This window comes from Methylobacterium planeticum (genome assembly GCF_008806345.1).
Classification (GTDB): Bacteria; Pseudomonadota; Alphaproteobacteria; order Rhizobiales; family Beijerinckiaceae; genus Methylobacterium; species Methylobacterium planeticum.
Window position 1 is genome coordinate 130128 of record NZ_VZZJ01000014.1, and the last position, 15595, is coordinate 145722.

General features: G+C 67.9%; 11 protein-coding genes and 1 pseudogene. 4 read left to right on the plus strand and 8 right to left on the minus strand.

Annotation, left to right across the window (positions count from 1 at the left end):
* Positions 1-37 precede the first annotated feature (37 nt).
* The 4 genes from F6X51_RS16725 to F6X51_RS16740 all read right to left on the minus strand — a co-directional run bounded on the left by F6X51_RS16725 (position 38) and on the right by F6X51_RS16740 (position 6371).
* Positions 38-3220, minus strand: a complete 3183-nt coding sequence (locus F6X51_RS16725) for an efflux RND transporter permease subunit (RefSeq protein WP_150964807.1) — start codon at positions 3218-3220, stop codon at positions 38-40.
* A 4-nt stretch (positions 3221-3224) separates the two neighbouring features.
* On the minus strand, positions 3225-4343 hold the full coding sequence (locus F6X51_RS16730) for an efflux RND transporter periplasmic adaptor subunit (protein WP_150964808.1): 1119 nt from the start codon (positions 4341-4343) through the stop codon (positions 3225-3227).
* 121 nt (positions 4344-4464) lie between these two features.
* The gene (locus tag F6X51_RS16735) at positions 4465-5637 is read right to left on the minus strand and encodes an AraC family transcriptional regulator (protein ID WP_246696850.1); all 1173 of its coding nucleotides are present in this window, start codon (positions 5635-5637) and stop codon (positions 4465-4467) included.
* A 122-nt stretch (positions 5638-5759) separates the two neighbouring features.
* Positions 5760-6371 (minus strand): hypothetical protein, encoded by a 612-nt coding sequence (locus F6X51_RS16740; protein WP_407658581.1) that lies wholly within the window; start codon positions 6369-6371, stop codon positions 5760-5762.
* Positions 6372-7132: 761 nt separating this feature from the next.
* Here F6X51_RS16740 and F6X51_RS16745 point away from each other — a divergent pair.
* The 3 genes from F6X51_RS16745 to F6X51_RS16755 are packed head-to-tail and all read left to right on the plus strand — an operon-like array spanning position 7133 to position 10004.
* On the plus strand, positions 7133-7693 hold the full coding sequence (locus tag F6X51_RS16745) for a GbsR/MarR family transcriptional regulator (RefSeq protein WP_150964809.1): 561 nt from the start codon (positions 7133-7135) through the stop codon (positions 7691-7693).
* 44 nt (positions 7694-7737) lie between these two features.
* Positions 7738-8502 carry a DUF4166 domain-containing protein gene (locus tag F6X51_RS16750; RefSeq protein WP_150964810.1) on the plus strand — a complete coding sequence of 255 codons (765 nt, stop codon included), beginning with the start codon at positions 7738-7740 and terminating at the stop codon, positions 8500-8502.
* The gene (locus F6X51_RS16755; protein WP_150964811.1) at positions 8499-10004 is read left to right on the plus strand and encodes a TIGR01777 family oxidoreductase; all 1506 of its coding nucleotides are present in this window, start codon (positions 8499-8501) and stop codon (positions 10002-10004) included. The genes F6X51_RS16750 and F6X51_RS16755 overlap by 4 nt, the downstream gene beginning before the upstream one ends.
* Before the next feature lie 192 nt (positions 10005-10196).
* Here the strand turns inward: F6X51_RS16755 and F6X51_RS16760 are convergent, their stop codons facing one another.
* Genes F6X51_RS16760 through F6X51_RS16770 form a run of 3 tightly spaced genes read right to left on the minus strand, consistent with a single transcriptional unit; the run spans position 10197 to position 14032 of the window.
* On the minus strand, positions 10197-11792 hold the full coding sequence (locus F6X51_RS16760; RefSeq protein ID WP_150964812.1) for a sensor histidine kinase: 1596 nt from the start codon (positions 11790-11792) through the stop codon (positions 10197-10199).
* Positions 11789-12490: a response regulator transcription factor gene (locus F6X51_RS16765; protein ID WP_150964813.1), complete on the minus strand. Its 702-nt coding sequence runs from the start codon at positions 12488-12490 to the stop codon at positions 11789-11791. Before F6X51_RS16765 ends, F6X51_RS16760 begins: the two co-directional genes overlap by 4 nt.
* A gap of 9 nt (positions 12491-12499) precedes the next feature.
* Positions 12500-14032: a DUF4153 domain-containing protein gene (locus tag F6X51_RS16770; RefSeq protein WP_150964814.1), complete on the minus strand. Its 1533-nt coding sequence runs from the start codon at positions 14030-14032 to the stop codon at positions 12500-12502.
* Positions 14033-14464: 432 nt separating this feature from the next.
* Between F6X51_RS16770 and F6X51_RS28650 the strand changes: the two are divergent.
* A pseudogene (locus tag F6X51_RS28650) lies at positions 14465-14572 on the plus strand (IS481 family transposase); the annotation flags it as partial.
* A gap of 59 nt (positions 14573-14631) precedes the next feature.
* Here F6X51_RS28650 and F6X51_RS16780 read toward each other — a convergent pair.
* Positions 14632-15138, minus strand: a complete 507-nt coding sequence (locus F6X51_RS16780; protein WP_191970147.1) for a hypothetical protein — start codon at positions 15136-15138, stop codon at positions 14632-14634.
* Positions 15139-15595: the final 457 nt, after the last annotated feature.

Here is a 15595-nt window from a genome sequence, read left to right on the forward strand (position 1 = left end):
CATGTCCTCCCGACGCCCTCGGAGCTCCCCCGTTCGGTCATTCGGCCGGAAGGTGCTCTGGCGCGGCCACGCCCTCCACGGGAGCGGCCGTCTTCCCGCCCTTGCCCGCCAGGAGGCTCCAGGCACGCTCGCGCAGGCTCTGGAACAGCACGTAGAGGGGTGGGATTACGAAGATGCCCAGGAAGGACGCGGCGATCATCCCGCCGAAGACCGGGGTACCGACGTTGCGCCGGGCAAGTTGCGAGGCGCCGGTGGCGATCACGAGCGGCAGCAGGCCGAGGATGAAGGCGAATGAGGTCATCATCACGGGGCGGAAGCGCAGGCGCGCGCCCTCTGTCGCGGCCAGCCGCAGCGGAACACCCTTCTCCCGCTGCTCCTTGGCGAACTCGACGATCAGGATGCCGTTCTTGGCCGCCAGGCCGATGAGCACGATCATGCCGATCTGGGCGTAGAGGTCGAGGGTGAGCTTGCCCCACGCCATCGCCGCGTAGGCTCCCAGGATGCCCACGGTGACGGACAGCAGCACGGGAACGGGGATCGTCCAGCTCTCGTAGAGGCCAACCAGGAACAGGAACGCGAACAGGACCGCGAACCCCAGGATGATCGCGGTCTTGCCTTCCGCCCGCTTCTCTTGGAAGGCCGTGTCGGTCCACTCGCCCGAAAATCCCGTCGGCAGCGTGCGGGCCGCGACGCCTTCCAGCGCGGCCAGCGCCTGGCCCGACGAGACGCCGGCAGCCGGCGAACCTTGCACCGTGACGGCGCGCAAGTTGTTGTAGCGGATCAGCGCGGGCGGTCCCACCACGACCCGCACCTCCGCGAGCGAGCGCAGCGGCACCATCTCGCCGTCCTTGTTGCGCACGTTGATGCGGTAGATGTCGTCGATCTTTGCCCGGTCGGCGGCCTCGGCCTGCACCTGCACCTGCCAAACGCGGCCGAACAGGTTGATGTCGTTGACGTAGAATCCGCCGAGCGACGCCTGGAGCGCCTGGAAGACGTTGTTCAGCGGCACTCCGAGGATCTGAACCTTGTTGCGGTCGATATCGAGGAACACCGAGGGGTTCGTGGCCGAGAAGGTGCTGAAGACGCGGTTGAGCTTCGGCTCCTCGTTGGCCGCCACGATCAGGCCGCGCAGGACCTGGGCGAGTTCCTTCGGGTCGCCGCCGCGCAGATCCTCCAGGACGTAGGCGAAGCCGCCGCCGGTGCCGAGGCCGATGATGGGCGGGGGCGCAAGCGGAACGACGGTGCCGCCGGGGATCTCCCGGAAGCGCTGGCCCAGGCGCGCGATCAGGGCCGTCGCCCCATCCGCGGCGCCCTTGCGCTCCTCGAACGGCTTCAGGGTCACAACCAGGAAGGCCGCGTTGCCCTGAGAGTAATTGTCGATGAAATTGAGGCCGATCACCGACGTGGTGTCGGCGACCGCAGGCTCTTGCCGCAGGATCTCCTCGGCGCGGGCCACCACCTCGGAGGTCCGGCCGACCGAGGCACCTTCCGGCAGCTGCACCACGACGAAGAATGCCCCCTGGTCGTCCTCGGGCAGGAAGCCGGTCGGCGTCGCTTTCGCGAGTTGCAGCGTGCCGTAGGCGGCCGCTCCGGCGAGGACGAGGCCGAGGATCGAGAGGCGCACGATCCGGGCCACGGCGGCGCCGTAGCCGTCGCGGACGCGGTCGATCGAGCGCATCACCAAGCCCATGATGCCACGGCGCGGACCGTGATGGGGCCGCAGCAGCACGCCGCAGAGCGCCGGCGACAGGGTCAGCGCGTTGATCGCCGAGATGAACATCGAGACCGCGACCGCGACGGCGAACTGGCGGAAGAGCTCGCCCGAGATGCCGGGCACGAAGGCGACCGGCACGAAGACCGAGAGCAGGACCAACGTGATGGCGATGATCGGCGCCGTGATCTCGGCCATCGCTCGCTTGGTGGCCTCGCGCGGTGAGAGTTCGGGATGTTCCTCCATCACGCGCTCGACGTTCTCGACGACCACGATGGCGTCGTCGACCACGATGCCGATGGCCAGTACCAGGGCGAGCAGCGAGACGGAGTTCGCCGAGTAGCCGACGGCCTTGAGCACGATGAAGGTGCCGATCAGGCTGACGGGGACGGCCAGCGTCGGGATCAGCGTGGCGCGTAGGCTGCCGAGGAACAGGAACACCACGATGACGACGAGCACGAAGGCCTCGACCAGGGTCTTCTGGACCTCGTGGACCGTCTCGGTGATAAAGGCGGTGGGGTCATAGGTCACCTTCCAGGCGAGGCCCTCGGGAAAGGCCTTCGCCAGCTCTCCAATCCGCCTCTCGACCTCCTTCAGGGTCGAGAGCGCGTTCGCGCCAGGCGACTGGTAGATCGCGATCACGGTCGCCGGGCTGCCGTTCAGCCGCGTCTCCCGGTCGAGATTGGCCGCGCCGAGCTCGATCCGGGCCACGTCGCCGAGGCGCAGCACCGAGCCGTCGGGATTGGTGCGCAGGATGACGTTCCGGAACTGATCCGCGGAGGTCAGGCGCCCCTGCGTCTGGATGCTGAGCTGCAGTTGCTGCTCGTCCGAGATCGGGCGGGCACCGATTCGCCCGACTGGGGCCTGGACGTTCTGGGCCTGGATCGCCCCGATGACATCCCCCGTGGTGAGGTTGAGGCCAGTCAGCTGGTCGGTCCGCACCCAGGCCCGCATGGCGTAATCCTGCGGTCCCCACAGGGTCGCGTCGCCGACCCCGGGCGTGCTCTTGATGCGGTCGAGCAGGTTGATCGTGACGTAGTTCGAGATGAAGAGCGGGTCCTGCGTCGCCTTCGGCGAATAGACCGCCAGCACGCCGAGCAGCGCGGAGGACTTTTTCTTGACGGTGACGCCTTGCCTGCGGACATCCTCGGGCAGCTTGGCGAGGGCGATCTGAACGCGGTTGTTGACGTTGACCGCATTGATGTCGGGATCGGTCCCGAGCTCGAACGAGCCGGTGAGCGTGTAGCTGCCGTCGTTGCCGCTGACGCTCTTCATGTAGATCATCTTGTCGACGCCCACGACCTGGGACTCGATCGGCTGTGCGACCGTCGATTCCACCACGTCGGCGGCGGCGCCCGGGTAGGTGGTGGTCACCGAGACCTGCGGCGGCACGATGTCGGGGTATTGCGCCACCGGGATGGTGAGCAGCGCCAGCGCGCCCGCGATCGCGGTGATGATCGCGATCACTACCGCGAGCCGCGGCCGGTCGACGAAGATCGCGGAGACCATGGCCTCAGATCCTGCTTGCCGACTGGGCCACCGGGTTCGCCCGAACGGCGATCCCGGGCCGCACCCGCTGCAGGCCATCGACGATGACGAGTTCACCGCCCGACAGACCCTCGTCGATGACGGCATCCGGCCCGGCGCCTCCGGAACCCGGCTTGACGCGCCGCATCGCGGCCCGCCCATCCTCGACGATGAAGACGTAGACACCCCCCTGGTCGGCGATGAGGGCCGATTGCGGCACGACGACCTTCTGCTCCGGCTGCCCGGCCTGAAGGTCGACACGCACGAGTTGCCCGTCGCGAAGCGCGCCCGCCGGGTTCGGCATCCTGGCCCGCACCACGACCGTATCGGTGGCACGGTCGACGCTGACATTGACGAAGTCGATCTGCCCGACCTCCCCGTAGGTCGAGCCATCCGAGAAGCGGATCCGGACCGCGACCTTGCTGCGGTCGGGGCGCGCTCCGCTCTGCCCGTAGCGCAGGAACTCGCGTTGGCTCACCGGAAAGGTGAGATACATCGGATCCTGGCTGACGATCGTGGTCAGCACGCCGCTGTCGGGCCCGACCACGTTGCCCTTCGTCACGCTGGTGCGGCCGATCTGGCCGGCAATCGGCGCGAAGATCTGGGTGTAGCCGAGGTTGATCCGCGCCGTCTGGAGGCTCGCCTCGTCGCCCGTGACGGCGCCCCTCGCCTGATCGAGAGCGGCGCGGGCCTGGTCGCGGGCCACGACGGTGCCGGAATTCTTGTCGAGCAACTCTTGCGCGCGCTGCAACTGGATGGCCGCGAGCGTGTAGGCAGCCTTGGTGCGCTCGAGCGCGCCCTCGGCCTGCTTGACCGCCGCCTCGAACAGGTCGGGCTCGATGCGGTAGAGCGGCGTTCCCTGGTCGATCGTCTCGCCCTCGCGGAACAGGACGCCGTCGAGGAAGCCGGTGACGCGGGCGCGCACGTCGACGCGCCCCACCGCCTCGATGCGGCCGACGAAATCGAGAGCCTTGTCGATGGCCTTGCGCTGCGCCGTCACCGTTCCGACCGACAAGGCCGAGGCGGGGTCCGGTTCGCTGCGGGCCGGCAGGCCGAGCCCGACCGCAAGCAGCGCGGCGAGCAGTGGAGGGGGAATGCGGGTCATGGTCGTCCCTCGCCTGATCGCGGCTGCCGAGCATGGGCAGGGCTGACCCATTCTCGCAGATCGGGCGCATTCCGCTTGATCGGACGGGACGTCCTCGGCCGGAAGATCTGCGGCCGAAGCTTCAGGCCGGCTCCGCCTTGTCCTGCTCGGCTCCCGCCCCGGCCGGACGGGTCCTCGTGCCGGAGGATTCGACGTCCGTCCTCCGTCCGGTCGGCTGATTCACCTGTCTCCAGGCGCTGGGCGTCGTGCCGGACCAGCGCCGGAAGGCATGCGTGAAGGCAGCGGGCTCGGAGAAGTTCAGGGCGACCGAAATCTGCGTCATGTCCATGCGGGTGTCGGCCAGCAATTGCTTCGCGACACGGTATTGAGCCTCGTTGGCGAGCCGCGTGAACGTCGTGCCCTCGGCCTTCAGGCGCCGGCCCAAGGTCCGTCTGTCCACCAGCCGCAGGCGAGCCACCCTCTCCGCCTTGCAGCGCTGCCGGGTCACCTCCGTTCGGAGATACTGGCGGAGCTCATCGGTCAGGGAGGAGGGCTCCGCGGCTTCGAGCTGACGGATGCTATCCTCCACCCTTTGGCGAACGGCCGGGTCCGCGTCCGCGATGCGCTCGGCCAAGTGTTTGGTCGGGAACACCAAGGCGGCCGTTTGTTCATCGAACCGGATGGGTGCCCGGAAGAAGCCGGCATACGGGGAGATGTCGTGCGGCATGGAGCGCGGCAGCAGCACCTCCAGCGGCGTCCACTCCGACCCGCACAACGCCCGCAGGAGATTGGTCGTCTTGGCGAGCCCTCGCTCCGCATGATGGGCGGCACCCTTGGCCTCGGGCTCATGAGGCGCATAGGTGAGGACGGCAATGTCGTCGTGGACGCCGAGTCCAACCGCAGCACCCCGGTTCCGCACGCAAAGATGGGCTTCGAGCGCCCGCAAGGCGTTCCCGACCGTATCGGAGTTGCGCATCAGCAGGCCGATCAGCCCCAACGAGGTCAGCGTAGTGCGCTGCCCAATCAGCAGGCCAAAGTGGGTGCAGCCCGTGCGATCGGCCGCCAGAGCGATGAGACGCCCGACAGCGGTGAACGGGACGAACTTGCCGCCACCGAAGACCCGAGGATCGATGCCTGCTTCGGTGACGAGATCGTCAGGATCGGTCCCGTGTTCGACCAGGACGGTGCAAATTGTCTGCAGGACGTTGACATGGATGAAGCCAGCCGGAAGAGCTTGCCCCGCATCATCAAGATATCTGGCCGACTCCATGCCAAACGATGAGACTTTTGTGCGCAACTCGACAGAGGAAATCATAGGAATCCTCACGACTGGTGTCGAATCGGCGCTAAACCTAATCGATGTTAATTGATAATGCAATGATATGATATTTGATTAAACATGATTTGTACTGAAAAATACGGTGATAATTCGGATGATCACGTTGGGTTTGCGCTCCGTCGATCCTGGTTCATAATGGTTCCGTCCCGGAACAGGAGCGTGCGCAAACGTCGCCGCCCCAGAACGCGACCGAGTTCCCGGAATGTGAAATAGGGGATGAGGGCTACGGCCATGATCGAGACGACCGCCACCGGACCGAGGATCCCACCCGCGTCGACGAATGGCACGCTGTCGGCCAGCGTCTTCCCCCTCCAGAACCCGAGCACCATCTCCTCAAGGGCATAGGCGCAGACAAGGAGTACCGCGAACGCGAAGGAGCGCGCGAGGATTGCATAGATCAGGGGCCTGCCCTGGAAATGCGGGCGGACATCCAGGCGCTCGGCCACGAGCATGATTTTCGCCAGTATCCAGGCGTTGAGAAAGGCCAGGCCGTAGAAGCCATGGCTCATGCCATGGCGCGACAGGACGATGTGCTCGTGGAGTATGAGGATCCCGAATACGACCCAGAGATAGGCGAAGATGCCGAGGACCCGCTTGCCCTCTTCGAGGATCCAGCGACCGATCCGCCGCATCTGGCCGCCGGCCTGGCCCGCAGCATTTGGGGAGGAGACGGTCACGATGGCTAAAGACTGGGACCGCGAATCGCCCATGGACGCCACTCGCCGCGGGTAGATGGTGACAGCCTAGCCTAACAGTCTCCACATGGGCTGCTTGATCGAGCGGGACACCGTGCCGTGATCTCTTCCGCAATCTCGCTGCCTAAAGCAGCGCGATCGAGCCGGCTCACTTCGATGGCGCAGACGCGCGTGATCGCTCGATCGGTGCACCTCGCAGGCCCGCTATCGATCGCACTTCAAACCTCGGACGCGCTGATCAATCCTAGGGGGAAGCCCAGACTCACACCTTGTGGAGAGGAAACGATGGGAAACCTAGCAGGTCGATCGGGTAGCCGGCGGCGAGCACGAGGCAAGCGATACCTGTCCGGAGAGCCTGTCAGGAAGGCAAATGTCCGGACAGCGCTCGTGAGCGGACATTCCTCTCGCGCGGGGTGCAAGGTGTCGAAGGGATCACTTCGAGGCCTTCGCCTGGGTCGGGCCGAACGTCGGCTTACCCACGACATGAGCCTCGAAGCTGACGGGCTGCAATCGGCCAGCTATGGACAGATGAGCGGAAGTCTCAGTTCGGATGGTTTCAAGACGATCCGTTTTCGAGGGTAACGCCGGTCGAAGCCGATATTCCGTGCGTCGCACAATTGCGGACGCTGCGCCGATATCGGGAGGCCCGTCCGCGCTGCGCAGCACGTCGAGTGCAATGCCACTGCCGTCTCGGCGAGCCGTGGACCGATCACAATCCCACGGCGCACGATTCCACCCCCTTGACAGGCCGATCGCTTTGATCTGTATTTTCTGTCATGACAGAAAATACAGATCAGGCCAGAACCCTCCCAGCCGCGGTCGAACGCTTCGTGCTGCACTGGGGCGACCTTGGCAGCCAGTGGGGCGTGAACCGCTCCGTCGCGCAGATCCACGCCCTGCTCTATCTCTCCGAGCGCCCGCTGACCGCCGATGAGATCGCCGGCACGCTCGGCATCGCCCGCTCGAACGTCTCGACCTCCATGCGTGAACTGCTCGGCTGGAACCTGATCCGCCGAGTGCCGGTGATGAACGAGCGCCGCGACCACTTCGCCGCCGAGACCGACCTCTGGGAAATGGTCACGCGCATCGCCGCCGGCCGCAAGGAGCGCGAGATTGATCCCGCGATCGCCGCCCTGCGCGCCTGCATCGCCGAGGCCGACGGCGATCCCAGGGTCGGCGCGGTCGCGCAGCGACGCCTGCGCGCGATGCTCGACTTCACTGAGACGATGGAGCGCTGGTACGGCCAGATGCTCAGCGTGCCCCGCGGAACGCTCGCCAAGCTGATCCGGCTGGGCGGCCAGATCGTGCGGTACCTGCCCGCGAAGAGCGAGCCGTGATCCGCGCCCTTCCGACATCCGAGCCCTGAAACCGGGAGACCGCCATGAGCGGCGCCGTTCCTGCCCGCACGATCCCCTCCCCCGCAGGTCCCGTCCCGCTGCGCCATTTCGTGCGCGTACCGGAGGTGGGCGGCGATCTCCTCGATGCGCGCTTCCGCGCGCTGATCTCGGAGGAGGATTGGGCATGCCTGTCACCGGCTGTGCGGCGCCGCTTCGGCAAGCGCCTCGCGCAGGGCGCGAGCGCGGTCTACGTCGGACGGGTCGTCGCGGTTCGCTTCAGCCCTCTCGGTTGGCTCACGGCGCAGGCGGCGCGCTTGGTGGGCGGGCCGCTGCCCCTGGACACTGCGCCCGGCCGCGCCAGCATCGTCGCCGTCACCGAGGACCCGGATTGTGGCGGTCAGATCTGGACGCGGCTCTACGCCCGCGCCTCCGGCTTCCCGCAGGTGATCCACTCGGCCAAGCGCTTCGCCGGCCCGACCGGGCTGGAGGAGCACGTCGGCGCCGGCGTCGGCATGACCCTCACCGTCTCGGTGGCAGACGGGGCACTGACCTTCCGCAGCGGGCGCTACTTCGTCGAGCGTTTCGGGCGGCGTTTGCACCTGCCGGGCTGGCTTACACCCGGCGCGCTCACCGTCACCCACGCCGAGGCAGGCACGGGTGAGCCATCGGGAGCGTTCCGTTTCACCCTTGACATCCGCCACCCGTGGCTCGGGCGGCTGATCCGGCAGGAGGCGATCTTCCGGGACGCCGAGCCGGCCGACTTCGGCGGCGCCGAGGATCTCACGACGGACCGGAGGACGATGGCATGACCTCGACCCTGCTGTGGTGGCTCATCGCAGTGCAGATCGCGATGGGCGCCTTCGACACCCTGTATCACCACGAGCTGACGGAGCGACTGGCGTGGCGCCCCTCCCAGCGCGGGGAACTGCGCCTGCATGCCGTGCGCAACGCGCTCTACGCCGCGCTCTTCCTGACCCTGGGTTTCGCCGAGCCGAGGGGGTGGCTGGCCGCCCTCACCCTCACGGTTCTCCTGGCGGAGGTCGGCATCACCCTGGCCGACTTCGTCGAAGAAGACCTGAGCCGGCGCCTGCCGGCATCCGAGCGGATCAACCACACCCTGCTCGCCCTGAACTACGGCGGCATCCTGGTGCTGATCGTGCCGATCCTGCTGATCTGGGCGGGAGAGCCGACGGCGCTGCCGCTGACGACCCATGGGGCGTGGAGCGCGCTGGCCGTCTCGGCCGCGCTGGGCGTCGCCGTTTTCGGTGCCCGCGACTGGCTCGCGGCGGCGCGCTCCGAACGCCTGGCCGAGCCTTCTGCGGTCGGACTCGCGAGCGCCCTGTCGCCTGGGCGGCGCATCCTCGTTACCGGGGGCACCGGCTTCGTCGGGCGCCGGCTCGTGGCAGCGCTGGTCGCCTCGGGCCACAAGGTCACCGTCCTGACGCGAGAGGCGCCGCGCGCCGCCGCCCTGCCCGCGCCGCACGCGGTGGTGACGAGCCTCGATCAGATCCCGGACGACGCCCGCTTCGACGCGGCCGTCAACCTCGCGGGCGAACCCGTTGCGGATGGCCTCTGGACGCGAGCGCGCCGCCGCCGGATCCTCGCCTCGCGGTTGCGTGTGACCGGCGATCTGCGTCGCCTGATCGCCCGCCTCGATCATCGTCCGGCGGTCGTGATCAGCGCCTCGGCGGTTGGCTGGTACGGCGTGCGCGACGACGCGGCGCTGACCGAGGCGAGTGCCGCGGGCGGGGGCTTCACGCACAGGGTCTGCGCGGCCTGGGAGCGCGAGGCTGGCCGGATCGATGCACTCGGGCCGCGGGTCGTGATCCTGCGCTTCGGTCTCGTGCTGGCCGTCGAGGGCGGGGTGCTCGCCCGGTTCCTGACGCCGTTCGAGTTCGGGCTGGGCGGCCCAGTTGGTGACGGGCGGCAGTGGATGTCGTGGATCACGCGCGACGACCTCGTGCGCCTGATTGTTCACGCGATCGTCGAGCCCAGCCTCGCGGGGCCGGTGAACGCGACGGCGCCGAACCCAGTGCGCAACGCTGAGTTCGCCCGCGCGCTGGGCGCGGCACTGCGTCGGCCGGCCCGCGTGCCGGTGCCAGCCTGGCCGCTCGTCCGGATCGGCGGGGACTACGCGCGGGAACTCCTGATCGGAGGCCAGCGTGTCCTGCCGGAGGCGGCTAGTGCTGCGGGCTTCCGGTTCCTACAGCCGGATCTCGCACCGGCGCTGATCCGCCTGCTCGGCGCGAAGGTGCGGCTAGCGCAGGATGATCCACACGTCGAGGCGCGGAGCTTGCCGAGCGCTCCGTAGCATCCCCGGCCGGGTGCTTGCGCTCGTCCTGTCCGTCGAAGGGCTGGCCGAGGGCTGCTTTTGCCAACGCACCAATGGCCGATAGGCCGCTGACTCAGGGTGGAAGGCATCCCTGGCAACAGGTGCAAGCGTCGGATTCGGGCACGGGATCCGAGTCAGATGTTCGGTGCCGGTTCCGCGCCAAGTTCGCCATCAAGCCTCCCGCAAGGGTATGCCAATCGCGAACGCCGCGCCCTGTTCCGATCGTAGTGCCCGGATCGTGCCGCCATGGGCCTGCAGCATCGCGCGGACGATCCCAAGCCCCATGCCGGTGCCGCCGCCCTCGCGGCGCGTGGTAAAGAACGCGTCGAAGATCCGGCTCCAGTTCTGCTCCGAGATGCCCTCGCCGTCGTCCCGCACGATCACCTCGAGATGCGGGCCGCGGACTTGCGCGACCAGTTGCAAGGAGGCGGCGCGGTGACGGGCTGCGTTGTCGGCGAGGTGAGAGAAGACGATGCCGGCATTCTCCGGCGACATCGCGAATGGTCGGTCGAGGTCACCCTGCACCGCGATGGCGAGATCCGGGAAGGCACGCTCCAAACCGGCAACGACCCGCATCAGGGTGGTGGTGCCGCGGATATCCGGGTTGTCGGCCCGCGCCTGCTCGCGCAGTCGGCCGAGAAGCGCCGTCAGGCGCGCCGCGTCGGCCAGGATGTTGTCGAGGAAGCGCATCTGCTCGGGCCCGCTCATGCCTGCGGCCGGATCGGATTGTGCATCCCGCATCAGTTCCGCCGCCCCCTGGATCGCGCTGAGGGGCGTCTTCAGCTCGTGCGAGACGTGGGCCGCGAAGGTAGCGACGTAGTCGGAGCGCTCGTGCAGCTGCCTCGCCATCCGATCGAGCCCGCACGACAGCAGCGCGACCTCCCGTGTCCCGAGCGGACCGGGCCGGGCCAGCACCGCGCGATTGCCGCGGGCAATCTCGGCGCTGCGCGCGACGAGGGCGTGAATGGGGCGCGTGATGGCGCGGGAGAACACGATCGCGATGGCGAGCGTGGCCCCGAGGATCGCGGCTGCGGTGAGGGCGACCTTCCTCCACTCGCCGTAGAGCTGCCGCACGATATTGTTTGGCGACCGGGATGCGTAGACGACCCCCGCGACCCGGTCTCCGACGAGGACCGGCATGGCCACGAAGACCCGGACGCTGGTGCCGCGGCTGATCGAGTAGAGCGGCGGCGGCGGGTGCGCGGAGATGCGCTGGCGCAGCACCGCGCGGTTGCGGCCCTCGAGTGCGGCGGCGACCTCCGGGAGATGCGCCAGCGACTGGCCGATCTCGTTGCGCCCGGCGATCACAGTGCCGGCGGCATCGGTGATCCGAAAGCCCGCCAGCGTCACCGCCTGCGCCCGTTGCAGGACCGACTGCAGGCGCCCCCCGATCGCGAGGGCGAGCGGGGCGGCGGCCGTACCCGGTTCGACCGCGGCGGGGCGTCTGTCGAGGATCTCGTCCCTCGTCAGGTCGAGGGAGGGTTCGACCGGCGTGAAGGGGTTTGCCGGAGTTCGATCCTCCGGTGACCGCGCGACGGCACCCAGAAGCTTCGCCCCGCCCGGCGCCTCCTCGATCTCTCGGGCGAACACGGCGGTCAGGACGGCACCCTGGGCGATGAGCTCGGCCTCAGCCTCCCTGATGAGCTGGTTCTCGTAGACCCGAAAGAAGGACAGCCCGACGAGTGGCAGCGCCAGGACAGTGGTGAGGACGCCGAGAACGACGAGGCCGAGGCTCGGACGCCACTTGTCGGTGGCCGCGGGTGTCACGTCCGGATTCCACAGCGGCCCAGACGGAAGCCGACGCCGTGCACGGTGACGATCGCGTCTACGCAGCCAGCCGCCGCGAATTTCGCGCGCATGTTACGGATATGGCTGTCGATGGTCCGGTCCGACACGTGGACCCGCCCATCGTACGCCGCGTCCATGAGCTGATCGCGGCTGAAGATCAGGCCCGGCCGTGCAACGAGGGTCCGCAGGATCGCGAACTCGGTCGCCGTGAGGGCCAGCGGCTGCGCGTCGAACGCCGCGTCGTGCCGCTCCGGATCAAGTGTCAGGTCACCGTGGGACAGCACCTTCCCGGAAGGGCCCGAGGCCGCCTGCGCGGCAGTCCGGCGCAGGATGATGCCCACGCGCGCGACGAGTTCGCGCGGGCTAAACGGCTTCGTCACGTAGTCGTCGCCGCCGATCTCGAGCCCGAGGACCCGGTCGATCTCCTCGTCACGAGCCGAGAGGAAGAGGATCGGCACGTCGGAGGTGCGGCGGACCTGTCGGCAAACCGCGAGCCCGTCCATGTCCGGCATGCCCACGTCGAGGACGATCAGCCGCGGCGCGTGTGCCTCTACGCTTGCCAGGGCCTCAACGCCGTTGCGTGCCACCACCGTAGAATACCCGGCCCTGCCGAGCGCGAAGCAGAGGACGTCACGAATGTGCGGGTCGTCGTCCACGACGAGGATCAGGCTTGCCATCTCGGCTGCCTAGCGGATGCCCGGCTCGTTGAACACGGGAGGCGCGTCGACTGGGGTCGCCTGATGCTGCGCGAGGTAGCGCTGCAGGCGCCAGTCGCGAAACGTCCAGGCGCGCCAGGCGGTCATCGCGGCGGCATGCTGGGCCGCGCTGGACGAGCGCCAGGACGCAACCCGCCTGTCGAGCGGTCCCGTTGGGCCGGCGAGGTAGCGGTCGATGGCCGGGATGGCCTGGGGGCCGAAGCTCATGGCGTACTGGACGTCGAACGGGCCTCCGGTGCCCGTGATCTCTCGACTATGGGCGAGGTTGTAGACGCTGATGAACGCCCCGAAATTGCAGAAGGCGCAGGCGTAGAGCACTGTCGCGAGGGTGAGCCCGTTGGCTCCGATCAGCCAGGCGTTGGAGCACCGCAGCGCAATGCGCGCGACGATCAGGATCAGGCCCACGGCCACCAGGCCCATCCAGACGAAGGCGGCGGTGCGGACCAGCGTGAGCGAGTAGGTGGCCACGTAGAGATCGAGGCGCAGGATCGCCGAGACGACGAGGAGCACAGTCTGGGCGATCCACAGATACACGAGGCCGCGGATCGTGGCGGAGCGCTCGCCGGGGCCCCCTGGTCCCATCGTGATCAGGACGAAGGCCGCCGCGAGCAGCGCCGTGACGATCAGCGGGTAGGCACCACGGTGGGCATAGGCCGCGTAGGTCATGCCCCGCGGCAATGCGATCCCACCCCAGAGATAGAGGGCATCGAGGATGCTCTGGACGGCAAAGAGCAGGTTGAACATCACGAGGCAGCGCCGGATCGTGGCGGCATCGAAGGCCTGCCCGACGACCGGCCGGACGGAATCCTCCGGATTGGGTCCACCGGGGCGCGGGTCGGGGCGCACGGCGTTGCGCGGCAGCCGGATCGCGAGGAAGGGCCAAGTGGCCGCCATCAGCGCAAGCCAGAGCAGGAGCCGGCCGACGCTGACCTCCGCAAGCAGGGCCGACCAGGAGATCGCGTCGAGCCAGCCGTCGATCAGGGGGTTCGCCGACGCGAAGAGGGCGGCGAAGACACCGGCCAAGCTCACCGGCACGGCCCAGCCGAGGAGGAATTGGACGGGGATCCCGACGGGACCACCGATCCGCTGCCGGAACTCCGCGGTCAGATCGAAGGCGAGTCGGAGCGGCCCCGCGAGGAGCAGCCGGCGCGCTGCCGACAGAGTCTGCGCCCACCCCTGGGCGAGGCTGCCGGTGAGCACCACCGCGAAGAGCGCGAGGCCGACCGCCGCGAACACGACGGAGAGAAGGCCGGAACTCTCCATGAGGGGTAGGATGCCGACGGTGAGCAGAGCGCCGGCGGCGACGAGCTCTCGGCCCCGGAGCCGCACCGCGTTCGTTACGGGTACCACGGCCGCGAGGGCGACCAGGAATAGGGCGAGGGACATCCCTAAGCAGTGGCCGTAGAAGAGCCAGTCGCCGAGGACCGCGAAGCCGACGGCGAAGATCCACCTCAGTCGCCTCAGCGGAGCCGTGAGAGATCGGGTTGAGAACGAGCTGATCATCGACGGGCGATCTCAGTGCCAGGAGGGAGCGCCGGGTATGCGGGGCATAGTCCGATCGCAGAGCCACCAGCCATCCTTCACGAGGCGGTGCGGCAGTCCTGCTGCCCCGTGAGCCCGGCTGTGCGGGTTCATGCGGTGAGACTGCATCCGCACCATGCAGCGGTCTGGGAGCGCCTGAGGAGAGAATCAGGAATTCTGTGCAGGTTCCGTGCAACTGCTGCCCGAGGGAGGAGCTCGACCAGCCTGACGGCGAGCCTCCGGCTCCGACCCAGCTATGGGTTGGCAGCGGACGGCCTTTAGCGTCAATTCAGATGCAGCAGTCAGGACTTGATCTGACAGACGGTGTCGTTGAGCTGAGGCGAGAGCCGAGGCCGCGCGCGGAGTGGTCGGAGTGCAGAGCGTCCGGCCTCGGCGTTTCTGAGGACACCGACCATGACGAGGGAACAGAAGGTCGTCGGCGGCAAGGTGGGCCCGCTGAAGCTGGCCAAGCAGCTCGGCAACGTCAGCCGCGCCTGCAAGGTGACGGGCTACTCGCGCGACCATCAGGCAGTCGAGACCGACCATCTCCAGACATTAACTGTCAGATCCAGTTCCAGCCACTACGACTCATCACTCCCGGCATCGACGAAGACACTGGTGACCAGTCCGCCCATCAAGGCAACGCCGAGAAAGCCCACGGTCGTGCCGGTCGCGGTTCCGCCCATCGACACCGATTGGGTCGCGGTCAGGACCAAATCGGTGAGGCTGAACCCTCCGCCGAGCTTGGCGCCTGTGGCCAGGCCGCCCGATTGAACGGTCTCGGCGCCGCCGTCGGTCACGAGGGTGCCTTCCGCGCGGCCGGCGACCTCTTGCACGCCCGCGGACCGCACTTGGGAGCCCGAGGCGAGGCCACCCGCGGTGGCGACCTCCTTGCCGCCGTCATTGACGAGGCTCTTCGTCGACTTGCCGCCTGCGGCGACCGTCAGCACCTGCTCCGAGCCGACCGTCACACCGTCAACGACGACGCCGGCGCCGACGGTCTGCGCATTCGTCCCGATCGCGATCGCTTTGCCAGACTCGAGCAAGGCTTTCTGGCCGTTGTCGATTTCGGTGAACGAGAAGTTCACTGTGGTCGTCTGGTCGAGCCTGCTCGGCAGGGCCGAGGACGTGAATAGGACCGGCTGGAGGCGACGCGCCGTTCCGGGTCTGGCGCGCCGAAGCCGTCGCAAAAGCCGCCGAGGAAGCGCAGCCGCTCTCGATCGACCCGTTACGTTCCTGATGGAGCCAACTCGGCCAGCAAATGTGGCGCGACGATTTGCATGATAGGTCAGCAAGCGACCTTAATTACTGATTTTCTATTGGTTCAAAGGGTTATAGAACGGCCACGAGATTTGGCTCCACACACGTGCGCCGCGTCGGGTGGGCTCCTGGTGGTCGTAGAAGGAGCGGCGGCGCATCCGTGAAAGATGGTCCCGGTAGTCGGCGCACAATCAGCGCTTGCTGGGCCAAGGGCGCCTTAGAGCGACATCCGATCAGTTTGCGTCGTAGCCAGCAGAGGCGAGGTAGGCTCGACACTCAGCCGGG

Excerpts from the sequence above, each read along its gene's own strand:
- F6X51_RS16750 (WP_150964810.1), top strand. The coding sequence starts at position 7,738 with ATGAGCGGCGCCGTTCCTGCCCGCACGATCCCCTCCCCCGCAGGTCCC.
- F6X51_RS16755 (WP_150964811.1), top strand. The coding sequence starts at position 8,499 with ATGACCTCGACCCTGCTGTGGTGGCTCATCGCAGTGCAGATCGCGATG.
- F6X51_RS16740 (WP_407658581.1), bottom strand. The coding sequence starts at position 6,371 with ATGGGCGATTCGCGGTCCCAGTCTTTAGCCATCGTGACCGTCTCCTCC.
- F6X51_RS16735 (WP_246696850.1), bottom strand. The coding sequence starts at position 5,637 with ATGATTTCCTCTGTCGAGTTGCGCACAAAAGTCTCATCGTTTGGCATG.
- F6X51_RS16770 (WP_150964814.1), bottom strand. The coding sequence starts at position 14,032 with ATGATCAGCTCGTTCTCAACCCGATCTCTCACGGCTCCGCTGAGGCGA.
- F6X51_RS16745 (WP_150964809.1), top strand. The coding sequence starts at position 7,133 with ATGACAGAAAATACAGATCAGGCCAGAACCCTCCCAGCCGCGGTCGAA.
- F6X51_RS16730 (WP_150964808.1), bottom strand. The coding sequence starts at position 4,343 with ATGACCCGCATTCCCCCTCCACTGCTCGCCGCGCTGCTTGCGGTCGGG.
- F6X51_RS16765 (WP_150964813.1), bottom strand. The coding sequence starts at position 12,490 with ATGGCAAGCCTGATCCTCGTCGTGGACGACGACCCGCACATTCGTGAC.
- F6X51_RS16725 (WP_150964807.1), bottom strand. The coding sequence starts at position 3,220 with ATGGTCTCCGCGATCTTCGTCGACCGGCCGCGGCTCGCGGTAGTGATC.